The sequence below is a fragment of the Mucilaginibacter koreensis genome, from assembly GCF_054783355.1.
In genome coordinates, this window is record NZ_BAAGQS010000002.1 from 1 (window position 1) to 24,619 (window position 24,619).

Consider the following 24,619-nt stretch of genomic DNA (forward strand, 5'->3'; position numbering starts at 1 on the left):
AATGGTACTGCCGTAACAGGTGGAAGAGTAGGTCGGCGCCATACCTTACAAACTAAACCCCCTTACTGAATAAGTATGGGGGTTTTCTGCGTTGTGGGGCGATGAGATGTTTCATAGAAAAAGGTGAACCAACACCGCCTATCTCAAATAGAGCCCAACAAAAAAGGGAGATGTGCATTTACATCTCCCTATTTTGTTGGCTTGTTGTTAATTATCGTTTGATTGTACTCAACAGGGCTTGCCACTGTTCATAAATATTGCCTCGAATGCTGGCCTCCTTAAGTACATCGGTGTATTTTTTGTCGAAATATGATGCTAAAGCCATAACCATTGCTCCGTTTTGAGGATTAAACGGTGTGCCTGCTTCATATCCTTTTTCGTGGTTTGCAGCGCGCTTACGGTCAAATTCCACCTTACTGTTTACAAACTCTGCATGTTGCTTTTTGCCGAGCATGTAAGGAATCATGAAATCAACAGACTTTTTGATGGAGGCACCTTTTGATGACGTATATTTAAAATAATTTTCTTTTGTAGCTCTATTGATGGTAGTTATCGCTGTTAGCAGCGGCTCCAAGTCGTAGGTATGATAGTGAAAGGCATCCCGTTCTTCAAAATCCAAACTTGTGCCATCTGCATTCAGGTTCACCTCAATTTGTTTCTTTAAAGCATCGGTTATAGTTACATCATATTTGTTTTGGTGTAAAGCATACGCAATCAGTGTGATGATTTTTATACGGTGAGAGTTCCAATTGTTAATGGCAGTTCCTTTGCTTCCTTTGGCATATTTGCTATTCACTTCACTATCAGCAATGCGGGTCAGCCACTCATCAACTAAGTGTTTCTCCTCGGGCGATACCTCTTTATATATCAGGTCATAGCCAACAAATAGAGCTTCTAATTTGGTTTCATCTATTGGGTCTCCGGTAGCCTCATTTACTTTCGCCCATGCTGTAAGATAAGTGATAGCTTTATCTAAGTACACTTTCTTCTCAGACAAGCGGTAGGCTAAAGCTAATGCATAAATTTTATCAGCATCCCTCACCGCTTTCAAACTGGCAGTTTTGGCCGGGTTACCTTCCAGCAAGCCTTGCGATGTTATTTTTGTAATCGGATTAGGTTCTTCCAGCAGTGCCTGGTCAGCAGTATGTTGGAAAGCTGTGTACAGCTTCGCCACCGCTGTATCTTTCCGGATGGCCGCTTTTAGTTTATGGAGTTCTTTGTTGGTTAGGCTCACTTGCTGCGCCTGAACACTAACCGTAAACAACAAACCAAAAGTGCTAAGCAGGTATCTTTTTTTCATAAAACATCTTACACCTAATTCATTACCACGGCTTGTTTATTCGCTAAACGGTGTTTACGCATCAATGCTTCTAAGTAGTAGTAATCAGCATAAATAATGGGCACATCTATTTCACTTTTTGCAGGTTTATGTCCGGTGCTGTGCAGTAGTAAAAAACCTTTGCTGCCACCCGGCGTAGCCTCATAGTTATTTTCCAGGCTTTTTACAATTTTATCAGCAGCAACTTTATAGGTTTTACCGTTTGTACTATAAGTGCTCAACTCATATAACGCAGCCGCAGCGATAGCCGCTGCCGATGCATCGCGCGGCTCGGTTGATTTATCAGGAACGCTGTAATCCCAGTAAGGTATCATATCTTTTGGCAGGTCTGGGTTGGTAAGTATGTAATGGGCAATATGTTCTGCTTGTTTCAAGTAAGCTTTGTTGTGGGTTTCGCGATAGCATAAGGTAAAACCATACAATCCCCAAGCCTGGCCACGTGCCCATGATGACTCATCAGCATAGCCCTGGTGGGTTTGACGATGCAATACTTTGCCAGTGGCCGGATCATAATCAACCACATGATAAGAACTGTAATCGGGCCTGAAGTGATTCTTCATGGTGGTATTGGCATGGGTAACCGCAATTTTATAAAAACTTGAATCACCGCTTAATTTCGAAGCTTCAAACAACAACTCTAGGTTCATCATGTTATCAATAATTACCGGGTAACCCCATTCGCGCCGGCCATCCCACGATTTAATGCAGCCCACATTTGGATTAAATCTCGTGCTTAATGATTTTGCCGCATTTATAATTACATCTTTATAGTGTGGATCGCGCGTTAACCGGTATGCATTGCCTGCGCTGCAATAGATCTCAAAACCTAAATCGTGCGTAGTTTTGGTATATTGCTCCTGTTCTATAGGGGTAGTGTATTGTTTGGCCATTGTTAGCCATTCTGGTTTTTTAGTAAATTCATACAAATACCACAGTTCGCCTGGAAAGAAGCCACTGCACCAATCGCGCGAATTAATCAGCACCAGTTCACCCTGGGTATTCAACGTACGCGGAACTACCAGATTGGATTTAGTAGCGGTTGTTTTGGCTGAGTCTACTTCTTTCAGCATCAGTTGGGTTTGCTTTTGGGCAAACGTATAAGCTTTACTGACATCAGGTTGTGCAAATGCATCTACGGTAATAGTGCTCAACAGGGCCGATGCAAACCAGTATTTTATGTTCATGAAAATATATTTAAGAAGCAACTTTAATTTTAACTACTAACTTTTTAACCACATCAAAGCCTTCCACTTTTATATTGGGCCGGTGCGCATCCTGCGGAAAAAATAGATAAAACGTTCCGGGTTGAGCTATATAGTAAGTGCCGGCATCACTGGTGTAATTCGCATTATCTTTAGCTGCATCATAAGGCACACTGATGTTAGCCTGAGGTACTGGGATAACGCCAATTTTTTCTTTGCCTTTAATTACATATTGCAGATCGATGTAATTTCTGTGCGATTCCCATTTGGCTTGTTCAGGCGTTCTGGATGGGTTTTCAGTAATCGATACGTAAGCACTATCACCCGCAATCGGGTATTTTCCGGGAGCCAGTTCTTCTAATTGATGATCACGCAAATAAGCGAACACCTTCTTCCATAGCGCCTCATTAGCGTGGTACTGCTGGTAAAATGTAATGGCATCTACACCTTTATATACTTGTAATGTATTGCCATTGCTCCACTTGCGGCTTTTTACCCATTGTTGGGCTTGTTTTAAAGTGGGGTTAAAGGCGGCATTTGATTGTGCTTTGGCCTTAAAGGTAATTGAGCCGACAATGATTACCGCAAGCAATAACCCTAATGATTTGTTTCTCATGAGCTAACAGGTATCTACACAGTACGCTTTTGTAAAAGCATACTTATTCTTGGTTAACCAAGTATACGCGCTAGTTTGATAAAACTCAACTCCCTTATTGACTATATTTACGAAAACGTTTGAATACTATAAGAAGAGTTAAAATATTAAAGTATGAATTGTAATTTAAGCTCCCTTCCCGATAACGTTTGCGTAGAAATAAAACGGGCATTGCTTTTGAATAAAGTGTGATAATTGTAGACTTGCTTTACCAAGATAAACTCTCATTCTTAAAAATTAACATATTGAAAGTTATACACAGCGTACATCCTGATGATTTTAAGGCCTACCCAACAGATGTTATCAGAGAGCGTTTTCTCATTGATAAATTGGTACAGCCTGAGCAACTGAATTGTACTTATACACACTACGACCGGATGATTATAGGAGCCGCTCATCCGGTAAACAATACCCTGCAACTGCCCAATTATTCTAACCTGCGCGCCGAATACTTTTTAGAGCGCCGTGAAATCGGAATCATTAATGTGGGAACGGGTGCAGGTAAAATTGTAGCCGATGGCCAAACGCACTCATTAAACAAGCTTGATTGCTTGTATATAGGTAAAGGTGTAAAAGAAGTTAGCTTTGCCAGTGCCGATCCCTTAGTACCTGCGGTGTTCTTCATCTTATCAGCACCAGCACATGCCAGCTACCCTACCCGGTTAATGTCCAACAATGAAGCCGCCAAGGTAAACGCCGGTTCACCTGAAACCGCCAATGCGCGTACCATTAATAAGTATATCCATCTGGAAGGCATACAAAGCTGCCAGTTGGTAATGGGGCTAACCATTTTGCACCAGGGCAGTGTGTGGAACACCATGCCGCCGCATACGCATGACCGCCGGATGGAGGCCTATTTTTATTTTGATTTGCCCGAAGGGCACCAAATATTCCATTATATGGGCGAAGGGCAGCAAACCCGGCATATATTAATGAAAAACTATGAGGCGGTAGTATCTCCGCCCTGGAGTATACATTCGGGCAGCGCAACGGCCAGCTACAGTTTTATCTGGGGTATGGCCGGCGAAAACCTGGATTACACCGATATGGATGCCTTAAGCATTTCAGATATTAAATAGGTTTTATTGATTTTCATTTCATCAGCGTGGAAAACAGATATTCATTACAGGATAAAGTAATTATTGTAACCGGTGGCACCGGTATTTTGGGCAATTCATTTATTAATGGCATTGTTGAGGCCGGTGGTACTGTAGGCATCTTAGGCCGTAACAAGGAAGTGGGCGAGCAGCGGGCGGCTGCCATTAATGCCAATGGCGGTAAAGCGCTGGCTTTAATAGCCGATGCCTTAAATGAAGAAGAATTAAAAGCAGCCCGAAACTTAATATTGGATACCTACGGCCGTATTGATGGCCTGGTTAACGGTGCCGGTGGAAATATGCCTGAAGGGGTGTTGCAGCCCGAAGAAGATATTTTTAGTATGAACCTGGAAGGCATGAAGAAAGTAATGGACCTCAATCTGTGGGGAACCATTTTGCCTACGCAGGTATTCGGCGAAGCCATTGCTAAAACAGGTAAGGGCAGCATCGTCAATATCTCTTCCATGAACTCTAAAAAGGCTGTAACTAAAGTATTGGGCTACAATATGGGTAAAGCCGCTATGGATTGCTATAACCAGTGGTTTGCTGTAGAGTTAGCTAACCGTTATGGTGATGCCATCCGGATGAACGCCCTGGCGCCCGGGTTTTTCTTAACCGAGCAGAACCGTAACCTGTTAACTAAACCCGAAGGCGGCTATACACCACGAGGCGAATCAGTAATCAGGCAAACGCCATTTAAACGTTTTGGTAGCCCCGATGAATTGATTGGCGCACTGGTTTGGCTGTTAAGCGACGCCTCGGCTTTTGTAACCGGCTCCATGATTTGCGTAGATGGTGGCTTTTCTATTTTTAGTGGTGTATAAAAAGTTTTGAGCGGTAAATCAATGGAGCATCCGGCAAATCAAAATTCGCAATTCAATAGCAATGGTAGCCTGAGCGGTAAAGTATTGTGTTTTGGTGAATTGCTGCTGCGTATCACGCCCGATGCTGATGGCGATTGGCTGCGGCAAAACAGCATTCCGGTTTTTATAGGCGGTGCAGAGTTGAATGTAGCTTCGGCGCTTTCATTATGGAATGTGCCTACCCGTTATTTTACCGCCCTGCCGCAAAATGGCATGTCGGCACAGGTAATAGATTACTTGAATGAAAAGGATATAGATCTATCGCAAATTTATTACCACGGCAAACGCATCGGCTTGTACTTTTTAACCAAGGGGCAGGATTTAAAACACGATGCCCTGATTTATGACCGTGCACATTCAGCCTTTGCCGACTTGCAGCCGGGCATGATTGATTGGGATGCAGTGCTTGACGGCGTAAGCTGGTTCCATTTTAGTGCCATTTGTCCGGCCATTAGCCAAAACATAGCTGATGTATGCTTAGAAGGCTTGCAGGCTGCGGCCCGAAAGGGTATTATCACATCGGTTGATTTAAACTATCGGGCTAAATTGTGGCAGTATGGTAAACAACCCAAAGAAGTAATGCCTCAGCTGACAGCGCACTGCGATGTGATTATGGGTAATATATGGGCGGCTGAACTGATGCTTGATGTGCCGTTAATGCCTGATATCCACGAATCCGGTCAGCAAAGTATTTACCTTAAAGAGGCACAAAAAAGCTCGGAACAATTGATGGCTGCTTACCCTAAATGCAAGGTGGTTGCCAATACGTTCAGGTTTGATGGGAAGCAGGAGATTAATTATTACACCGCCTTATACACCGGCGGTCAGCTGTATTCTTCCAAAACACATATAGCCACGCATATAGTTGATAAGGTAGGCAGCGGCGATTGTTATATGGCCGGATTAATTTATGGTTTTTACAACGGATGGCAACCGCAGCAGGTAGTTGACTTTGCCACGGCTGCTGCCTTCACCAAGCTGTTTGTAAACAGTGATGCTACTGATAAAACAGTTGAAGAAATACAAAAAGCCATTGAAGCATGAAAAACAAGCAGGAAATAGTAAGCTGTATTATTAAACAAGGCATGTTACCCTTGTTCTTTTATCCTGATGCCGAAGTAAGTGCAGATGTAATGCGTACTTTATATAAAGCGGGCATACGGGTATTTGAATATACCAACCGTGGCGAAGCAGCTTTGGCAAATTTTAAACAGCTGAAGCAATTGCAACAGCAGGAAATGCCCGATTTGCATTTGGGCATCGGTACCATCAAATCATTAGGCGAAGCACAGGCATTTATGGAAGCTGGCGCCGATTTCCTGGTGTCACCCATCATCAACCCGGAGGTAGCCAACCTGGCGCAATTGCATAACATGCTGTGGATACCGGGGTGCATGACGCCGACCGAAATTTTTACTGCCCAGCGCTATGATGCTTTATTAATTAAGCTGTTTCCGGCTAATATCATCGGGCCGGCGTTCCTTTCATCTATCAAAGAATTATTTCCCGGTCAGTTGTTTATGCCTACAGGTGGGGTAGAGCTGGAACAACAGAACATTGCTACCTGGTTTAAAGCCGGAGTATGCGCTGTGGGCATGGGCAGCAAACTCATCAGTAAAAAAGTACTTGAGGGGAAATTATACGACCAATTATATACAGATACACAAACGGCCCTGCAGTTAGTGCAGTCGGTCCGCTAAGTAACTGACTCTTATTTTATTAACCTGTTTATGAGTAATAACATCGGCCGATACCGCTGGATGATTGCAACTTTATTGCTGTTTTCAACCACCATCAATTACATGGACCGCCAGGTCATCAGCTACCTGAAGGAGTTTTTTAGCACCCCTGTAGCAAAAGGTGGCTTCGGCTGGACCAATAGTGAATATGCCAATGTAATTTCCTGCTTTACAGCTTTTTACGCCGGTATCACCATTGTGGCCGGTTGGGTAATTGACCGTATTGGTACTAAACTGGGTTTGGCGCTGTCGTTAATCACCTGGTCGGTGTTCGGTATAGCCAATGCCTTTGCAGGTAGTAGCGTGGGCGTGCACATGGTTATCCGCAGTTTATTTGGTATTGGCGAAGCAGGTAATTTTCCGGCCTCCATTAAAACTGTGGCCGAGTGGTTTCCTAAAAAAGAACGGGCTTTAGCTACGGGTATTTTTAACAGTGGGTCAAACATTGGTGCCATGTTAGCCTCGTTGTTTGTGCCCTGGTGCCTCGGTTATTTTGGCTACGCGCAGGGTTGGAAAATGGCTTACATCATTAGTGGTGCGGTGGGTTTTCTGTGGCTCATTTTCTGGTTCATGTTTTATAATCCACCATCTAAATCTGCCAGATTAAGTAAAAATGAGTATGCTTATATCCACAGTGATGATATCGCTATGCATGTGGCAGGATCTGAGGATGTGGCTGTACGCGAAAAGGTGTCATGGGGTAAGCTATTCGGCTACCGGCAAACCTGGGCCTTTTTTATTGGTAAGTTCTTAACTGATGGCATCTGGTGGTTTCTTTTATTCTGGCTGCCCGATTACCTGAAAAAGCAATTCGGCATGACCGGCCATGAGGTGATGCTGCCCACTTTTGTGGTGTATGGCGTAGCCATATTCGGCAGCGTATTTGGCGGCAGTATACCCATATTCTTCATCAACAAAGGCATGGAGGTGTATAAAGCCCGAATGACGGCCATGCTGATGATCGCTGTGTTACCGCTCGCTTTATTATCAACCCAATATTTTGCTAATGTGCAGCATTTTGGTAGCTCCGCGGTTTTTCTGGCAGTGGGTGTGGTATGCATCGGCGCAGCAGCGCACCAGGCATGGTCTGCCAATTTGTTCACTACCGTGTCTGATATGTTCCCAAAACGGGCGGTAGGCTCTGTGACCGGTATTGGTGGTATGGCCGGTGGTATTGGTGGGGTGCTGGTGCAAAAGGTGGCAGGCTATTTAACCGATGCCTACGCTGCGAACCCACAAACCGCTTATGAAATTATGTTTGTAATTTGCGCCTTAGCTTATTTAACCTCATGGATGATTATGAAAAGTTTGGTGCCACGTTTTAAACCGGTTACTGATTTGTAAACAAGCCTATAATTTAAATATCAATGCGCCGAAGCTAACTACTCCGGCGCATTTTTGTTAAGCCTGTAAATGCTTACCTTGCTGCTATGCCCTTACCCAAAAGAGATTATGATGCTGTAGTGGTTGGCTCCGGTCCCAACGGCTTGGCGGCTGCTATTGTATTACAGCAGCAGGGGCTGTCTGTATTGGTATTGGAAGGCGCTGACAAAATAGGCGGCGGACTACGTTCAGCCGAATTAACTTTACCCGGTTTCGCGCATGATATCTGCTCGGCTGTACATCCGCTGGCGGTGGGTTCGCCTTTTTTCAAAACCTTACCACTGGAGCAATTCGGTTTAAAATACTTGTATCCTGAAATTGATGCGGCACACCCTTTGGATGGTGGAGGGGCGGCTGTGCTCCGACGCTCGGTAATGGATACTGCCGAAGCTTTAGGCAGCGATAGCCAGGCATACAGCCAACTTATGCAGCCTCTGGTGAAAGACTGGCCACTGATTGCGCCCGATGTTTTGGGGCCTCTGCATTGGCCTAAGCATCCGCTGGCAATGGCCCGCTTCGGACTTCCGGCCGTTACACCAGTCACTTTATTAGCAAAAAGATTTAATACGGTTGAAGCGAAATCATTGCTGGCCGGTATGGCTGCACATGCCATACAGCCGCTAACAAATTTCACTACCTCGGCCATTGCCTTAGTACTGATGGCTAACGGGCATTTAGGCGGCTGGCCGGTGCCGCAAGGAGGTTCGGTAAGCATTGCCAATGCATTGGCTGGTTATTTCACTTCGATAGGCGGTAAGATTGAAACGGGTACTTATATTACTTCTTTACAGCAGTTGCCATCGGCACATTCTGTCTTGTTTGATGTTACCCCCCGGCAACTGCTGCAAATTGCCGGACACCGGTTTTCACCACTGTACCGCTGGCAATTGCAACGTTACCGTTATGGCATGGGTGTATTTAAAATTGACTGGGCGCTAGATGAGGCCATTCCTTTTACTAACCCCAATAGCCGCAAAGCCGGCACTATTCATTTAGGGAATACACTACCCGAGATTACTGCTGCTGAGCAAGCCGCCTGGAGGGGCAAGCACCCTGAAAAGCCCTTTGTACTACTGGCGCAGCAAAGTATCATAGATGCCTGCCGTGCACCTGAAGGTAAACATACCGCCTGGGCCTATTGCCATGTGCCTCACGGCTCGGTAAAAGATATGACTGATGCCATTGAACAACAGGTTGAACGTTATGCTCCTGGTTTCCGCGACCGCATTTTAGCCCGCCACACCTTCAATACACAGCAAATGGAAGAGTATAATCCCAATTATATTGGCGGCGACATTAACGGCGGCGTAATTGATGTACGGCAGCTCTTTACCCGCCCGGTGCTGCGCTGGTCGCCTTACCGTACGTCGGCTAAAGGACTCTATATCTGTTCTTCCTCAACGCCTCCCGGTGGCGGTGTGCATGGGATGTGTGGGTACTGGGCAGCGAAGCGGGCATTAAAAGAGGTTTTTGAGGTTAGGGTATAGTGGGGGATGCCTTTACTGCTGCTATCCGCATTGTGGGTATGTGCTGTTGTGAATGTTCGTTTACTTTTGATCAAGATGAAAGAATAACACAAATAACAGCACTAACCCAGCCAGCGGATAGCACCACTAAACAAATAAGAAAAATGAGTTCCACTTAACAAATAAAAGTCTACTAAAATAGTAGTCATTGAATAGAAGTCCTATATTTGCCTGCAGATAAATGCAAACATTTATCATCTTAAACCATTTTTTATCAAACCAAAACATTACTACCATGAGTTTACGATTAGGCGATAAAGCCCCCAATTTTAAAGCAAAGACTTCGGAAGGCGAAATTGATTTTTACGAATACCTGGGCGATGGCTGGGGTGTACTGTTTTCGCACCCGGCAGATTATACCCCGGTTTGTACTACCGAATTAGGCCGTACCGCTTCATTAAAAGATGAGTTTGACAAGCGCAATGTAAAAGTAGTGGCGTTAAGTGTGGATACGGTAGAATCGCACAAAGGCTGGATCAATGATATTAACGAAACACAGGGCGTTGAGGTAAACTTCCCCATCATTGGCGATGAAAACCGCGAAATTGCAGAGGCTTATGATATGATTCATCCCAATGCGTCATTAACGGCCACCGTACGTTCGCTGTTTGTGATTGCGCCAGATAAAACTATCAAACTAATTATTACCTATCCGGCATCAACCGGCCGTAATTTTCAGGAGATATTACGCGTAATTGACTCCTTGCAATTAACGGCTAATTACAGTGTATCTACCCCAGCCGACTGGAAAGATGGCGAACCGGTGGTGATAGCGCCAAGCATTAAAAGTGAGGACATCCCGGAAAAATTCCCGAAGGGGCATACGGAACTAAAGCCTTATCTGCGCATGACTCCGCAGCCTAATAAATAAGATATTTTTATTTTGTAGGTTAACAAAAGAGGCGGTTCGTTTATACGAACCGCCTCTTTTGATTATAAATGATGTTATTCTTCGCTGTCGCTCGGAATGACATACTGGAAATTTATTTCAATTGCTTCATAATTTCCTCAATGGCTCGTTGTAATTGCGGGTCGTTATCTTTTAAGCGGTCGGTAAAGGTGGTGGCTACGGCGATATCAGGAGTTACGCCGGTTTTCTCAATATCTTTCCCATCTAAGGTAAAGCATCCCCAGGCTGGGAGGCGTACTGTAGAGCCGTCTACCAGGCCTTTAGCGCTGGTGAAAATAATCCAGCGGTAGGTTTCCGTACCTATAATTTTGCCTAAGCCTAATGCTTTAAAGCCGGCAGCCGTCATTTCGGCATCACTTAATGATTGTTCGTTTACCAACAGAACAATTGGCTTGGCTGATGGGGCAAAATTTGGCTGCTGTGTGCGCTGCCCGCCACGGTACTGCCATTGCAGGTAAGGCCGTTGTGACAGCAATTGCAGCACGGCATCGTGCACATTGCCGCCGGTGTTATAACGTAAATCCAGTATCAAGGCATCTTTTTTATAAGCATCATCGGCCATATCTTCCAAAAAGCTTTCCAGCGAGGCGCCGCCCATATCTTTCATGTAAGAATAAGCAATGCGGCCCTTACTTCTGTCGGTTACCTCTTTGCGGTTACGGTCAATCCAGTCATCGTACAGGTTGCCTTTAAACTCTCCTACCGATTCGGGGTGAATGATCACCTTTACCTGTTGCCCATTACGGGTGAAGGTGAGTTCCATTTCCTGGTCTAACGAAGGTTTGGTAAAGTAGTAATTGCGGTCTTGCTGCGGGTCAACAGCTGTGCCGTTTACAGCGGTCAGTACATCGCCCGGTTGTACGGAGATGCCTTTCTTGTCGGCATTGCTCAGCTTCAATACCCGGCTAACCGTATAGGGTTTCTCGTTATAAAACTCAATGCCGGTCTCCATGGTTCGGTAGCGCAGGTTTGTACGCTCTTCGGCACCGGCCGAACTGAAGCCTTGGTGTGAGGAGTTAAGCTCGCCCAGCAAATCGTTTAATAACAAACGCAGGTCGGCCCGGTTATTCAGGTAAGGCAGATAGGTGGCATACTGGTCATGCATCTTTGTCCAGTTCACGCCATGAAAATCGGCATCGTAATAATTCTCATCCAAATCGGCCCAAGCCTCGCCAAATATCTGCCTGAACTCGCCGGCTAAATTGCGGTCAAATTTATAGCTGAGATCTATCTTATCCAGTTTGTTTTGATCCAGGTTCAATTTGTAAATGTTACCATTGCCCAGTACGTAATACTGCGTACCATTACCTGCCAGGTAAAAACCACCCATATCGCCACTGCCTACTTTTTCGGTTTTATTATTTTCAAATGGCTCAATAGTGGTACGGTAAATGGCACGCTTGCCTTCTATCTGGTCTGAGGTATAGTACACCAGTGTTTTCGTGCCTTTCTGCAACACATACGGGCTGGTTTGTGTGCCAAATTCAGGGCCGATGATTTCAAGGCGTTTCATTACGTCGGCCATATCAATAGTGAGTACGGGTGTCGGCTTGGGTGTGGGTTGTTCCGATAGCGGCTTCTTTTTAGCAGCTTTTACCTTTTGTGCCGAAACTTTACTGGCGCTGTCGGTTTTAGGTGCATCTTTAAACAATTCCCTGAACTTGTTTAGTTTAAAGTTTTCGTCAAATTTTTGCAGCGGCAGGCGGTAAATATGTGCACCCTCATTCCCGGTAGGATAACTGGCTTTGGTGCGCTGTGAACTGAAATATAAATACTTTCCGTCAGGCGACCAATAAGGATCGGATTCGGTTACCCCTGAGTTGGTAATGTTAATGGTTTTATTGCCGGCAATATCGTGCACAAAAATATCCTGCTCAAAGTTGCGGTAAGCCGTGAACAATATATATTCCCCGTTGGGAGAGAAACGTGGCGCTGAGTTTTCAAAGCCCCACAATTCATCTTTAACTACAGTTTTGCTGTTCAGCGTTTTCAAATCAATTAGGCGTACTTCATTACGACCGCTCAAATAAACGCCTTGCGTGCGCGCTTTATTGAAATTGAGCATACGGTTACTGGCTTTGTCGCTGGTAAGTTGTTTGGGCTTTCCGCTACCATCAGCAGCAATGGTATACCAGTTGGTAAAACCGCCCAGTGTTTGAGTATATAACAGCGTACGGTTATCGGCCAGCCATTTCACTTCGGTTACCCGCTCGCTGTTGCCGCGCTGTACTTGTTGAATAATTTTACCATCTATATCGCTCACAAACAGTTCGCCGTGCGATACGAAGGCCAGCTTCTTGCCATCTGCCGAAGCATCCATGGCTTCAATGCGACCAGCAATATCAAATTCCTGCTGCTTGGGCAGTACTTCGTTGCGGAAGATGGACAGGTTCAGTTTTTGTGCTTGCTTGGTAGCTACATCATATACATAAATCTGGTAATCTTTCTCAAACGCTACCTTGCTGCCGTCGGCGCTGACTACCGGGCGTTTAATAGAGGTATTGAAACTGGTAAGCTGTGTTTTTTGCCCGTTAGTAAACGTATACAGGTTGTACTCACTGTTGGCCTCGTCAGATACAAAGTAGATTTTTCCCTGGCGGTCAACCGAAGCCCAAAAGTCTTTGCCTATCCAGTTGGTGTATTGTTTGTAAGCGCCGGTTTTAGGGTTATACGATTGCACATCAGGGTTATAAGAACCCTTGTAATGTTTGCGCTGCAAAAAACGGTAGCTTTCCCAGGTGTTACTGAAGAATAGTTCGCCGCTTTGCGGATGCTCCACCACATCGTGTATGGTATTGAAATAATTGGGGAACAAGCGCATTGGTGTACCGCCGCTACGCCCCACTTTGTAGGCACTGAAACTATTGTACCGGCCAGAGGTAAAATAAACGGTTTTCGAATCCCAGCTCCAAGAATCTACCTCATCGCTGGATTCGTGATAAGTTAACTGTTTGATATTGCCGCCGGCTAAAGGCATTACATATACATCGTTGTTGCCAAACTGGTTAGAACTAAAGGCAAGCCATTGCCCGTCGGGCGATATATGTGCATTGGTTTCTTCGCCCTGCATAGCGGTAAGGCGTGTGGCTACAGGGTTGGCTACATCAGCCTTCCACAAGTCGCCTTCGTAGCTGAAAATTACGGTTTTACCATCGGGCGTTAGGGTAGGGTAAGAAGCAAAATACACTTCTCTGGATTGTGCTTTAACATGGCTGTTTAGCCACAGCGCCGAAAAAAGCAGTAAGTAGCGTTTTCTCATATTTAAATTAATGTATGGGATGAATAAAGTATTTTTGGCCCATGCTGAAAGTGGTGCATATCAATACCTATGATGGTAACGGCGGTGCCGGACGGGCCTGCCTGCGCCTCAACCGGGCATTACTCAGCCAAAATATTGATTCCAAAGTAATTGTCCATTATAAATTTGGTAAAAATGCGTCAATCGGTACTTTTAACCGCAATGCCCTGCAAAAAGCATGGACGGCCGGGCGGATTGTGCTGGAGCGTATCTTAGCCAAAGCTTACCTTAAGCCTGACAAGCGTACGCCCTTCTCATTCACCTGGTTTGGCCGTTCAATTATATATCACCCTGATGTGAAGGCAGCCGATGTAATTCATTTTCATTGGGTGAACCATAGTTTTTTAAACCCTGGGCACTTGGCCGAAATTGCGAAATTGAATAAACCTGTGGTGTGGACTTTTCATGACAGCAACGCTTTTACGGGCGGCTGCCATGTGCGCTATACTTGTCGCCATTTTGAACAGCAATGCGGCAACTGCCCATTGCTGAAAGCTGAAAACCCGACGGATGAATCGCACCGGATATGGAAGCAAAAGCACAACGCCTATCAGCGCTTGCCTTTTACCGTAATTGCGCCCAGTACCTGGATGCAGCAATCGGTAAGCGCTGCCAGCCTGATGAAGGGTAAGCCTGTAGCACAAATACCGAATACATTAGAAACAGATATTTTTAAACCGCTGGATAAGGAAGCAGCCCGTCAACAATTGGGTATACCGGCTGATAAATTTATCTATCTAACCGGCTTTATGCCCTCACGTAAAGATTTGCACAAGGGCGGTGCTTACCTGATGGAGAGCCTGCAATTGTTAAAGGAAAAGCTGGGTGCCGATGCTGAAAAGGTGGAGCTGGTGATCTTCGGTAACCGCAGCACCGAAAACCTGCCGGAATTTCCATTTGCTACCCAATTTTTAGGAACCATTAATAATGATGAGCAACTGGCTTTGTGTTACGCTGCCGCAGATGCTTTTTTGATTCCCTCACTGGAAGACAACCTGCCTTATACCGTGATGGAAAGCCTGGCCTGCGGTACGCCGGTGGTGGCTTTTACAACAGGAGGCATCCCTAATATGGTACAGCACGAGGTAAACGGCTACCTGGCCGCTTACCGCTCATCCGAAAGCTTTATGCAGGGGATGGAGTGGGTGTTCAGCCATACAGACACCACCCAGCTAAGGCAGCAGGCGCGGCAAACCGTTATGGAAAAATTCTCAGAAGAAGTGATTGCCGTGCAGCACATTCAGCTGTATCAGCAAGTGCTCAATGCCCAGGCACAAACAGGGGAGGTACATGTTTAACCCGAAGCTAAGCGTAATCACGGTAGTGTATAACAACGTGCGCGATATTGAGCGGACTTTGCAATCCGTCATCAATCAAACCTATACCAACATTGAATACCTGATTATTGACGGTGCCTCAACCGATGGTACGCTTCAAATCATTGATAAATACCGCTCAAAAATTGCTCGGTTAGTGAGTGAAAAAGATAAGGGTATTTATGATGCTATGAACAAAGGCCTGGCCTTGGCTACCGGCGATTATGTGCTGTTTATGAACTCAGGCGACGAAATTTACGCGCCTGATACCGTAGCACAGGTATTTTCCACCGAACCGGATGCTGACATTTACTACGGTGAAACCGAAATGATTAATGATGCTGGTGAAAGCTTGGGCCGCCGCCGTCACAAAGCGCCAGAGCAATTTACTTGGCGTGGCTTTAAATACGGCATGAGTATCAGCCATCAGGCCATTTATATCAGGCGTTCATTAACGCAGCCTTACCGCTACCCGCAGTACCAGCTGAGCGCTGATATCGACTGGATATTAACGGCTGCCAAGAAGGCCAAAAAGATTGTTAACGTTCGCCGCTATGTAGCTAAATACCTGGTAGGTGGAATGTCGAAGGCTAAACACAAGCAGAGCTTGCTGGAGCGCTTCGACATTATGAAGCAGCACTATGGGCTTTTGCCCACTTTGTTCAATCATGGGGTGATTGCCTTTAACCTGGCCTGGTACTGGCTGCTGCACAGGCGCACCAATGATTGATTAGATATCCTGAAACATACTTTCAGCACCCTGCCCTATGCCTGGCAGCGGTTTTTCTTCGCCGCGCGATGCGTTGACGATACCGATAATCATATAAACCAGGTACGCAATACTTACTATGTTAGATAAGGTAAGCAAGAACAGCATCCCGGTAATGGCAAACAGGATGCGTATGGCTAAACTCACCACAAATACCGCAATAAACAGGTACAGCGCCTGCCGCAGGTGATAGCTGCCAAAAGCAGTTTTGCGATCTTTGTGCATACCAAAAAATGCAATCAGCCAGCCAATAATGGTAATGTAACCAATAACGGCAACAGTTTTACCATCCCGGTAAGTTTGGTCAGGGCGAATAGGTTTCATAGTGTAAAGTATATCAGTAAACTATAATCGCAACAATGCAATGAAGCTGTTGTTTTAATGGAGCTACTGATATGAAACCTGTTAAAGGTGGCTCCTTTACTTCAGCCGTTCAGTTACCACATGGTAAGCAGGGTCTTCTACTATATTTACATCAATTACCGCTTCAGCGTTTTTGAGCAGTAAGCGGCAGTCGGGGCTTAAATGTTTTAAATGCAGGGTCTTGCCGGCTTTTTCGTAACGTTCGGTTAGCTTATTCAGGGCCTCAATGGCCGACATATCTGCTACGCGGCTATCTCTAAAATCAATAATCACTTCGGCAGGGTCATTCGCTACATCAAACTTGTCATTAAAAGCCGTTACCGAGCCGAAAAACAGCGGTCCGTAAATTTCATAATGTTTAATGCCGGCTTCGTCCATATACTTACGAGCCCTGATGCGCTTAGCGCTCTCCCAGGCAAATACGAGGGCCGAAATAATGACGCCAATCAAAACTGCCAAAGCAAGGTTATGTAGCCATACAGTAATCAGCGCCACCAAAATGCCTACAAATACGTCCTGCTTAGGCATTTTGTTAATAATGCTGAAACTTACCCATTCAAAGGTACCAACGGCAACCATAATCATTACCCCGGTTAAGGCAGCCATAGGTACACGCCCAATTACAGGTGCGCCCACCAAAATAATCAGCAAGATGGTAAGTGCAGCCACAATGCCCGACAGTCTTGCCCTTGCCCCGGCAGAGAGGTTAACCAATGTTTGTGCAATCATGGGGCAGCCACCCATGCCGGTGAAAAAGCCATTCAGTAAGTTGGCGCTGCCTTGGGCAATACATTCGCGGTTGCTGTTGCCGCGGGTGGCTGTCATTTCATCCACCAGGTTTAATGTCAGTAAGCCTTCAGTTAGGCCTACGGCGGCCATAATTAATGCATAAGGGAAAATTACCTGCAAGGTATGCAGGTTGAACGGTATTGCCGGAATATGGAATGGAGGGAAGCCGCCGCTTACAGAAGCAATATCGCGCACCATTTTGGTAGGAATGTTGAAACCCAGCACCAACAGAAAAACCACAATAATAGCCACCAGCGATGGCGGTACTGCTTTGGTAAATCGTGGCAGCAATACTACAATAGCAATGGTTAAAGCCACTAAACCGGCCATAATCAGCAGCGGTGTACCGTTCAGCCAGGTCACCTGCCCGTTCACCAGTGTTTTAAACTGCTCTAACTGCGCCATAAAAATAATAACGGCCAGCCCGTTCACAAAGCCATACATTACCGGTTGCGGCACCAGGCGGATGAATTTACCCAGTTTGAAAACGCCAACCAGCATCTGTATCACCCCCGCTAAGGCTACGGCGCCAAATACATATTCAATGCCATGGGTTTTCATTAAGGCTATCAGTACTACCACTGTAGCACCCGCACCTCCCGAAACCAAGCCGGGGCGGCCGCCAAACACCGATGTAACCAGGCCCATAATAAATGCCGCATACAAACCCACCAGCGGCGGAAACCCAGCCAGTATAGCAAATGACAACGATTCGGGAATCATGGTCATAGCCACGGTAAGGCCGGCCAATATTTCATTTTTATAATTAACTTTTTGCGAAAAATCGAATAAACGGAAAGCAGTGTTCGCCATAATGAACAATAAATAGTCAGGAAATAAGATAGTAAACCATAGAAGCACACCTCACCCTTTCAAGGATGAGTAATCAACAAAGAAAATGCTGAATTCAGGGCGGTGTAACCGGACTATTGTGAAACGTGTTTTTCATGCAGTAACTGCAAAAATAGTAAAATGAGGGAGAAGCCCGGCGAAGTTTGTTCTATGTGATTAAAATTTAGCCGGCTATTGGTATTTTGAACAGTTTAAAATTATCATTGCCACGCTGCCGCCCGCAATAATAAAAGTGAATAAAAAAGGCGCGGACAATCATTATCCGCGCCTTTCTATTCAACCCTAAATTGAAGCTTAATCAGCTTTCTTTTTCTTCTTTTTAAATAAAGCTACTACCGCAGCAGTAACCAGTACGCCGGTCAGCACTTTGGTGGCTAATCCTTTGCGGTCGTATTTTAAATCAGCCTTCCAGCCGCGCTCGGCAAATATATTGGGAACGTGGCCACGCTTTAAATCGTCTACAATGCCTTCAATTACATTTACACGGTCGGCCAGCAACAGGGGTAACCAGTGCCCATAGCTTGATTCGCTGTATTTAAAAGCATACCGCCTTAATTCGCCGCTTAAGCCGGTTGGCGGTACGGTATTGCCAAACACTGCAGGCAAATAGGGGCGTTCAATAGATTGAAGCACTTCTACGTCAGGCTGTTGCAGAGGCGGGCGCATCCAGTTAATGCGGTTATGGTCATCGCCGGTATAATGCTTCATGGGGTAGGTGGGCTCATTTTCCGGATCGGCATCAACGCCCCAACCTTTTATATGTGAATAATCATCAGTTGTATGTTCCATAGTCGTAATTATTTTCTGGCAGATGGTGGAATTAAAATGGTTTTGATACAGTCATCCAGCTTGGCCGAAAAGATGTGGTAGGCTTCGGCTGCTTCCTCTAAAGGTACACGGTGTGTAATAATTTCTTTAGGGTTGATGTGGCCGGCCTGTATATGCTCAATTAAACGTGGTAACAAACGCTTAACCGAAGCCTGATTGGCTCTGATAGTAATGCCTTTGTTAACTACGTTTCCAATAGGTATCAGATTATCAGTAGGGCCGTATACACCCACAATAGATACAATGCCGCCTTTTTTAACGCCGTTAATGGCCCAATGCAAAGCGGTAGCAGAACCGGCCTGCAGCAAGGTTTTTTTACCGGTAATGGTTTGCATGGCATTACCCGAGGCATCTCCGCCTACGGCATCAATACATACATCAGCCCCCAGCCAGTCGGTAGTTTTCTTCATGAACAATACCACATCCTCCAAGGAGCGGAAATTATAAACTTCGCACTGGGCATATTTTTTCACAAAGTCTAACCGGTACTCAATGTGGTCAATTACAATAACGCGGCCAGCACCAAAGAGCCATGCGCATTTGGCGGCCATAATCCCTACCGGACCTGCGCCAAATACCACTACGGTATCGCCTTTCTTAATGCCCCCCATTTCGGCTGCCTGATAGCCTGTAGGTAACACGTCGGTTAATAATACGGCATCATCAGGGTCCATTTCAGGCGGAATAACGGTAGGGCCCACATTAGCATAAGGTACCCGCACGTATTCGGCCTGGCCACCATCAAAACCACCTGCTGTGTGCGAATAGCCAAATATACCGCCTACGGCTGTAGCCTGCGGATTGGACTCGTGGCAGTTGCCAAACAAGCCTTGCTTACAAAAAGCACATTTGCCACAGGCAATATTGAATGGTACCAGCACATTGTCGCCCACCTTTACATTATGTACTGATGGGCCAATTTCTTCTACTACGCCCACAAACTCATGCCCGAAGGTTGAACCTACACGGGTATCAGGCACCAGGCCGTGGTACAGGTGTAAATCAGAACCGCAAATACATGAGCGGGTTACACGTATAATTGCATCTTCGGGATGCAGAATTTCCGGGTAAGGTTTTTGGTCGACGCGAACTCTGAACGGGCCGCGGTAATTCATTGCTAACATATATGGCTCCTTAATTTAGTTTCTGTTTAATACATAGCGAAAGCAATAAGGATCGGTGCATATAATTAAGTATCTAAGTATAATCTGCTTACACAGTGCTTATATAGAACCACATTACTTTGTTAGGGTTTTATAATTATTAATTTTTAGTTAATCGGAGAGGGGAAGGAGGGAATTGTTATTAACTAAAAAAGGCGCTGAAGTAATCAGCGCCTTTTTTAAACTGTAGTGTTAAAAATGACCTTTAATTTTTTACCACTACAGCTTGTTTCTTTTTATTTTCAGTATAAGCTACTGCAATCAGCAGTAGTACCAATATGGCCGAACCTGCTAAAGAGATGCCCTCGCCGGTGTAGTAAGAAGCCGGGTGAAAGATAAACTCTACTTTGTGGTTACCTACCGGTATAACAGCGCCGCGTAATACATAATCGGCACGGAAATAAGGTTTCTCCACACCATCAATGTACATCTTCCAGCCTTTATCGTAATAAATTTCAGAAAAAATGGCAATCTGATTGCTGGTAGCACCGGTTTGATATACCAGGTGATCAGGCGAGTAGCTAGTTAACTGAATAGTAGCTGTTGGGTTGAAAGCAGTTACTTCTTTACCAACAGTATTTTTGTATTGCTGATCAACAATGGCTTCTTCTTTGGGGTTAAATGCACTGATGGCCTGCATTTCTTCATCGGCATTTTTTGCAAACTGAACGCTTTTTACAAACCAGGCATGGCCGCAAGCCGTTTGGTTTTGGCGCATACCTGCCTGTTGTGTTTTAGGGTCGGCGGTGATGATATACTTGGTATTCAGCATATCCAGTACATCCTGATTAGTGCTCTTTGTAAATTGGTTTTCAATCAATTCCTGATAGCGCTTCAATTTAGCCGCATGGTAGCCACCAATAGATTTATGGTAATACGAGGTGCTCGCATTGGTGAACGGATCGCCCTGACTTAAATCCAGCACCCGAAAATCAGGGTCGCTGTCACGCATAATAAACTGATCTACTTCGCGCTGAGGTACGGTTTGCTGTGCGTCTTCTTTGGCCACAAAGTTCTCATCGTTCAGGTAGCGTTTGTCTACGCCGCCCAGGTCAATAATGGTAATTACCATCAGCAGTGCGGCGCCTACCACTACTTTTATTTTTTGCTTAATCAGCGCCCAGACAATACCAAACGCCAAGGCAATAAATATCAACGAACGAATAGCATCGCCGCGTTCCAAAGCAATACGATCTTGCACGCGGGCACTGTTAATGGTGCTGGCTAAACCGGTATCACCCTGAAAGAACTGCTGTGCCACACCGACGATGTAATTATCCGCATCCTTGATTTTAAAGCTTAAAAACAAGGTAGGTATAACTATTAACAGTAAGGTGATACCTCCGGTGATGTAAGCAGCAATTTTAAGTTTATCAAATACCACTTTTTTATCATGAGCAATTACAGCTTCATTTACCGCCAGTACCGCCAATATAGGTACACATAAACCGGCTACTGCTAAAATTGATTCAACCGCACGGAATTTGTTATATAGCGGGAAATAGTTGAAAAAGAAATCGGACAGCAGCGGGAAGTTACGGCCGAATGACAACAATATACTCATTAAAGTAGCGCCCAGTAACCACCATTTGTAACGGCTTTTCACAATCAGTAAACCGAATACGAACAGGAAGCAGATGGCAGCGCCAAAATAGTTAGGGCCTTCGGTAAAGGGTTTATCGCCCCAGTAAGAAGGAAAGTATTGCGCCACAAAGCCTTGTGCCTGGGCAGGGTCAATTCCTTTATCGGTTAAGGATTTAACGGCTTTTGAATCTTCGGCTACAGGTGTGCCGCTGCCGCCGCCATAAGCATTAGGCACCAAGAAGGTAAAGCACTCGCCGATACCCTGGCTCCACTGAAAGGCATAATCTTTATCTACGCCGCTGGCCGGCTCGGTGGTATGTTTAGTTAAATTAGATTTTCCACGAATGGATTCATTTCCATATTCATAGGTGGTCCATAACAACGCTGCATTTACTGACAATGCCAATACTGTAGCCGCAGCCAGGTAACCTACTGATTTAAAGAATACCGGAAGTGCCTTGCCTTTAAAGGCATGATATAATTCGATGCACACAAATATCAAGATAGCCAGCATCAGATAATACGTCATCTGGATGTGGTTACAACGAATTTCCATAGCCAGGAAGAAGGCCGTAAGTACCGCCCCGGTCAGATATCTGCCCCTGAATGTTAAAATAATGCCTGCAATAACCGGCGCAAAAAAGGCAATGGCGTAAGCCTGGTTGGCATGCCCTGCATCTATCAGGATAAAGTTATAGGACGAAAAAGCAAAGGCTAACCCGCCTGCAGCTGCCAGCCAGGGGTTAAGCCCTAATACGCAAAGCAGCAAATAAGCGCCCAGCATATACAGCAGCACCGTATCTACCGGGTTAGGAAATATAGTTTTTAAAGCCTGAACCACATATGTGGTTACATTGGATGGGAAGGGTACCCAGATTTGGTAAGCGGGCATGCCGCTAAACATGCTGTTAGTCCAAAGCGGCGCTTTGCCAGTTTTGGCCTTAACATCCATAATTTCTTTCTGGGTAGACTGCGCACGAATCACGTCGCCCTGGCTCAAGGTTTTACCCTGAAAAACAGGGGTAAAATAAAAGAAGGAAATGACAGCGAAAATGCCAACGATGAGCAGATGAACGCTATTGCGCTTAAACCAATTGTTCATTTAATTTCGGGAAAAAATAATTTAGTCCCCAAAAATAAAAAATTGCGCCGTAAATGAAACGAATATTTAAAGAAGTGAAAATCAGCAGTGCTTACCGGCCACACCTACCAAGTAATAAATTACACTCAGTAAAATTATTGATGATACATATACAATTTTAATGCGCTTTTCGCCGAACTCTTCACTGTTGCGGCGGATGGTGAAAAAGTTGTAAACAGCTAAACCTGCTAACGCTACCCAAAAAAACCAGTGGATATGATCACATTCTACACAAAGCTGTACTGCCAGCGCAAACACAATATAGTTAGCCGTAATTAACGATACCACCGCCTGGCTGCTGTAATGGCGGTTCTGAAATTTAAAAATATCTCCGGTTGACATTGTGTTGCTTTATTTTACTTCTTCGTAATCAATGAAATCACCCTCAGAATCGGGAACTGTACCTTTTTTAGACGGCGGAACATAATCCAAAGTGATTTTACCTTCAGGGCTTTTGTTAGGTTGGTGCTGGTATGAATTGGCGTTATGCTGTTGCTGCGCACGGTTTACCATCCCTTGAAACAGCATAGGCAAAAATAAGCGCACCAGGCTGCGGAGGATGTACAGTACACAGATAGATATAAGCAGAAAGCGGATAAGTAGCATTTTTGGTTATAATTAGTCAAATACTTAACACAAATATAAGCGTATAACGCTAAAAAAGTTTAATTATGATGTCATATCGCCGGTGTGCCTGTCGTGAAAGTGCAGCGCCAGCGCAAAGGCAATCAGGTAAGTGACCTGCTCGGCCGCTACCGGCCAGCTTTGCTTCACGGTAGTGCCAAACAATAATACGGCTATGAACAAGCCGCCACCTACCAAACCCACACGGCTCAATTTACCACCAATTAATATCAATACGCCTATAATGGCTTCAATAAAGGGTAAAGCATATAAAAAGGCGATGGTAAGCGCTTCAGGTAAAAAAGTATCTGCAAAACCTGCGGCTGATTTATGCACAAAACCGGCCAGATTGGGCAGGCGGATCAATCCATGCATCAGCATATCTATCCCCAAGCCAATCTTCAGGATATGTACAGGTTTAATTTTGTTCATATATGTAATGAACAGTAGAATAAGGATTTAGTTGTTGCTCTCAAAAACGGTATTGAGGTCTAATACAAAGCCAGGCAATACAGGGGTAGTAATCATATCACCCATAGTCATTAAACGTGATGGCTGATACTGGCCTTCATCATTCAAGGTGTATTTCAAAAAGGTTTTATCCTGAGGCGATACAATCCAGTATTCCAATACACCCGATTCTTCGTATACCTCGTACTTATTGCGTAACTCTTTTTGATTGTTGCCCGGAGACAAAATTTCAATCACAATATCAGGTGCTCCTACGCAGCCACGTTCATCAATTTTGTTTGGATCGCATATTACACATACATCAGGTTGTAATACTGTAATCACTTCATCGTCTGTAATTTCATCTCTTCTAATAAATCTTACATCAAAAGGTGCCACAAATACTTCACAACGTTTACCCATTAAATAATTACCTAATTGTAGGCTTATGCGTTGCGATATGCGCTGGTGTGTGGCACTTGGCGCAGGGCTCATCTTAAAGATTTTACCCTTTATGAGTTCTAAGCGTTCTTCAAAGGCCCATTTCAGGTAATCAGCGTAGCTGTAAGTCTTATTTAAATCTAAATCGGAGAACTGCATAAACAAATTTAGTATTTTGAGTTGTGATTTTTCGTTTAAAAAGAACACGTCATTACGAGGAACGGGCGCCATCTTTCTTCACCATGTTAACAGGGCGTATAGAGATGGCGCCCGTTCCTCGCAATGAC

The 24,619-nt window shown here is 45.0% G+C and carries 22 protein-coding genes; 9 read left to right on the forward strand and 13 right to left on the reverse strand.

Translation table 11 applies throughout. The features are described 5' to 3' along the window. Positions 1-211 precede the first annotated feature (211 nt). From ACYVNW_RS16565 to ACYVNW_RS16575, 3 genes are read right to left on the reverse strand one after another with little or no spacing between them, the layout of a single operon-like run. Positions 212-1,300 carry an alginate lyase family protein gene (locus ACYVNW_RS16565; RefSeq protein ID WP_460681030.1) on the reverse strand — a complete coding sequence of 363 codons (1,089 nt, stop codon included), beginning with the start codon at positions 1,298-1,300 and terminating at the stop codon, positions 212-214. Positions 1,301-1,314: 14 nt separating this feature from the next. Further along, a complete protein-coding gene (locus tag ACYVNW_RS16570) occupies positions 1,315-2,523 on the reverse strand; it encodes a glycoside hydrolase family 88 protein (protein ID WP_460681031.1) in 1,209 nt (402 codons plus the stop codon). Between the two features lie 10 nt (positions 2,524-2,533). After that, positions 2,534-3,157, reverse strand: coding sequence for a NanQ anomerase/TabA/YiaL family protein (locus ACYVNW_RS16575; protein ID WP_460681032.1), 624 nt, complete (start codon positions 3,155-3,157; stop codon positions 2,534-2,536). A gap of 284 nt (positions 3,158-3,441) precedes the next feature. Between ACYVNW_RS16575 and kduI the strand changes: the two genes are divergently transcribed. The 7 genes from kduI to ACYVNW_RS16610 all read left to right on the forward strand — a co-directional run bounded on the left by kduI (position 3,442) and on the right by ACYVNW_RS16610 (position 10,675). After that, on the forward strand, positions 3,442-4,275 hold the full coding sequence (kduI, locus tag ACYVNW_RS16580) for a 5-dehydro-4-deoxy-D-glucuronate isomerase (protein ID WP_460681033.1): 834 nt from the start codon (positions 3,442-3,444) through the stop codon (positions 4,273-4,275). Positions 4,276-4,301: 26 nt separating this feature from the next. Beyond that, positions 4,302-5,117: an SDR family oxidoreductase gene (locus ACYVNW_RS16585; protein ID WP_460681034.1), complete on the forward strand. Its 816-nt coding sequence runs from the start codon at positions 4,302-4,304 to the stop codon at positions 5,115-5,117. A gap of 6 nt (positions 5,118-5,123) precedes the next feature. Then, positions 5,124-6,200, forward strand: coding sequence for a PfkB family carbohydrate kinase (locus ACYVNW_RS16590; protein ID WP_460681035.1), 1,077 nt, complete (start codon positions 5,124-5,126; stop codon positions 6,198-6,200). Next, positions 6,197-6,856 (forward strand): bifunctional 4-hydroxy-2-oxoglutarate aldolase/2-dehydro-3-deoxy-phosphogluconate aldolase, encoded by a 660-nt coding sequence (locus ACYVNW_RS16595; RefSeq protein WP_460681036.1) that lies wholly within the window; start codon positions 6,197-6,199, stop codon positions 6,854-6,856. Before ACYVNW_RS16590 ends, ACYVNW_RS16595 begins: the two co-directional genes overlap by 4 nt. Positions 6,857-6,886: 30 nt before the next feature. Continuing rightward, complete coding sequence (locus tag ACYVNW_RS16600; RefSeq protein ID WP_460681037.1) at positions 6,887-8,239, forward strand: MFS transporter; 1,353 nt, start codon at positions 6,887-6,889, stop codon at positions 8,237-8,239. Between the two features lie 86 nt (positions 8,240-8,325). Then, positions 8,326-9,765, forward strand: a complete 1,440-nt coding sequence (locus ACYVNW_RS16605; RefSeq protein WP_460681038.1) for a phytoene desaturase family protein — start codon at positions 8,326-8,328, stop codon at positions 9,763-9,765. A 274-nt stretch (positions 9,766-10,039) separates the two neighbouring features. After that, positions 10,040-10,675 carry a peroxiredoxin gene (locus ACYVNW_RS16610; protein ID WP_460681039.1) on the forward strand — a complete coding sequence of 212 codons (636 nt, stop codon included), beginning with the start codon at positions 10,040-10,042 and terminating at the stop codon, positions 10,673-10,675. A gap of 112 nt (positions 10,676-10,787) precedes the next feature. On the opposite strand, the gene ACYVNW_RS16615 is transcribed toward ACYVNW_RS16610, so the two are convergent. Continuing rightward, the gene (locus tag ACYVNW_RS16615; RefSeq protein ID WP_460681040.1) at positions 10,788-13,973 is read right to left on the reverse strand and encodes a S41 family peptidase; all 3,186 of its coding nucleotides are present in this window, start codon (positions 13,971-13,973) and stop codon (positions 10,788-10,790) included. Between the two features lie 41 nt (positions 13,974-14,014). Here ACYVNW_RS16615 and ACYVNW_RS16620 point away from each other — a divergent pair, with 41 nt between their 5' ends. Further along, positions 14,015-15,310 (forward strand): glycosyltransferase family 4 protein, encoded by a 1,296-nt coding sequence (locus ACYVNW_RS16620; RefSeq protein ID WP_460681041.1) that lies wholly within the window; start codon positions 14,015-14,017, stop codon positions 15,308-15,310. Further along, on the forward strand, positions 15,303-16,058 hold the full coding sequence (locus ACYVNW_RS16625; protein ID WP_460681042.1) for a glycosyltransferase family 2 protein: 756 nt from the start codon (positions 15,303-15,305) through the stop codon (positions 16,056-16,058). Before ACYVNW_RS16620 ends, ACYVNW_RS16625 begins: the two co-directional genes overlap by 8 nt. On the opposite strand, the gene ACYVNW_RS16630 is transcribed toward ACYVNW_RS16625, so the two are convergent. From ACYVNW_RS16630 to ACYVNW_RS16670, 9 genes are all read right to left on the reverse strand, one after another. Continuing rightward, positions 16,059-16,421, reverse strand: a complete 363-nt coding sequence (locus ACYVNW_RS16630; RefSeq protein WP_460681043.1) for a DUF4870 domain-containing protein — start codon at positions 16,419-16,421, stop codon at positions 16,059-16,061. 96 nt (positions 16,422-16,517) lie between these two features. Further along, on the reverse strand, positions 16,518-18,062 hold the full coding sequence (locus ACYVNW_RS16635; RefSeq protein ID WP_460681044.1) for a SulP family inorganic anion transporter: 1,545 nt from the start codon (positions 18,060-18,062) through the stop codon (positions 16,518-16,520). A gap of 333 nt (positions 18,063-18,395) precedes the next feature. Further along, positions 18,396-18,890 carry a hypothetical protein gene (locus ACYVNW_RS16640; RefSeq protein WP_460681045.1) on the reverse strand — a complete coding sequence of 165 codons (495 nt, stop codon included), beginning with the start codon at positions 18,888-18,890 and terminating at the stop codon, positions 18,396-18,398. Between the two features lie 8 nt (positions 18,891-18,898). After that, positions 18,899-20,053, reverse strand: a complete 1,155-nt coding sequence (locus tag ACYVNW_RS16645) for a zinc-dependent alcohol dehydrogenase (protein WP_460681046.1) — start codon at positions 20,051-20,053, stop codon at positions 18,899-18,901. A 244-nt stretch (positions 20,054-20,297) separates the two neighbouring features. Further along, positions 20,298-22,778, reverse strand: a complete 2,481-nt coding sequence (locus tag ACYVNW_RS16650; protein WP_460681047.1) for a YfhO family protein — start codon at positions 22,776-22,778, stop codon at positions 20,298-20,300. Positions 22,779-22,859: 81 nt separating this feature from the next. Further along, a complete protein-coding gene (locus ACYVNW_RS16655; RefSeq protein ID WP_460681048.1) occupies positions 22,860-23,159 on the reverse strand; it encodes a hypothetical protein in 300 nt (99 codons plus the stop codon). A gap of 9 nt (positions 23,160-23,168) precedes the next feature. Next, positions 23,169-23,423: a DUF4834 family protein gene (locus ACYVNW_RS16660; RefSeq protein ID WP_460681049.1), complete on the reverse strand. Its 255-nt coding sequence runs from the start codon at positions 23,421-23,423 to the stop codon at positions 23,169-23,171. Positions 23,424-23,486: 63 nt separating this feature from the next. Beyond that, positions 23,487-23,873 carry a hypothetical protein gene (locus tag ACYVNW_RS16665; RefSeq protein ID WP_460681050.1) on the reverse strand — a complete coding sequence of 129 codons (387 nt, stop codon included), beginning with the start codon at positions 23,871-23,873 and terminating at the stop codon, positions 23,487-23,489. 27 nt (positions 23,874-23,900) lie between these two features. Continuing rightward, positions 23,901-24,563 carry a Uma2 family endonuclease gene (locus ACYVNW_RS16670; protein WP_460681051.1) on the reverse strand — a complete coding sequence of 221 codons (663 nt, stop codon included), beginning with the start codon at positions 24,561-24,563 and terminating at the stop codon, positions 23,901-23,903. Positions 24,564-24,619 lie beyond the last annotated feature (56 nt).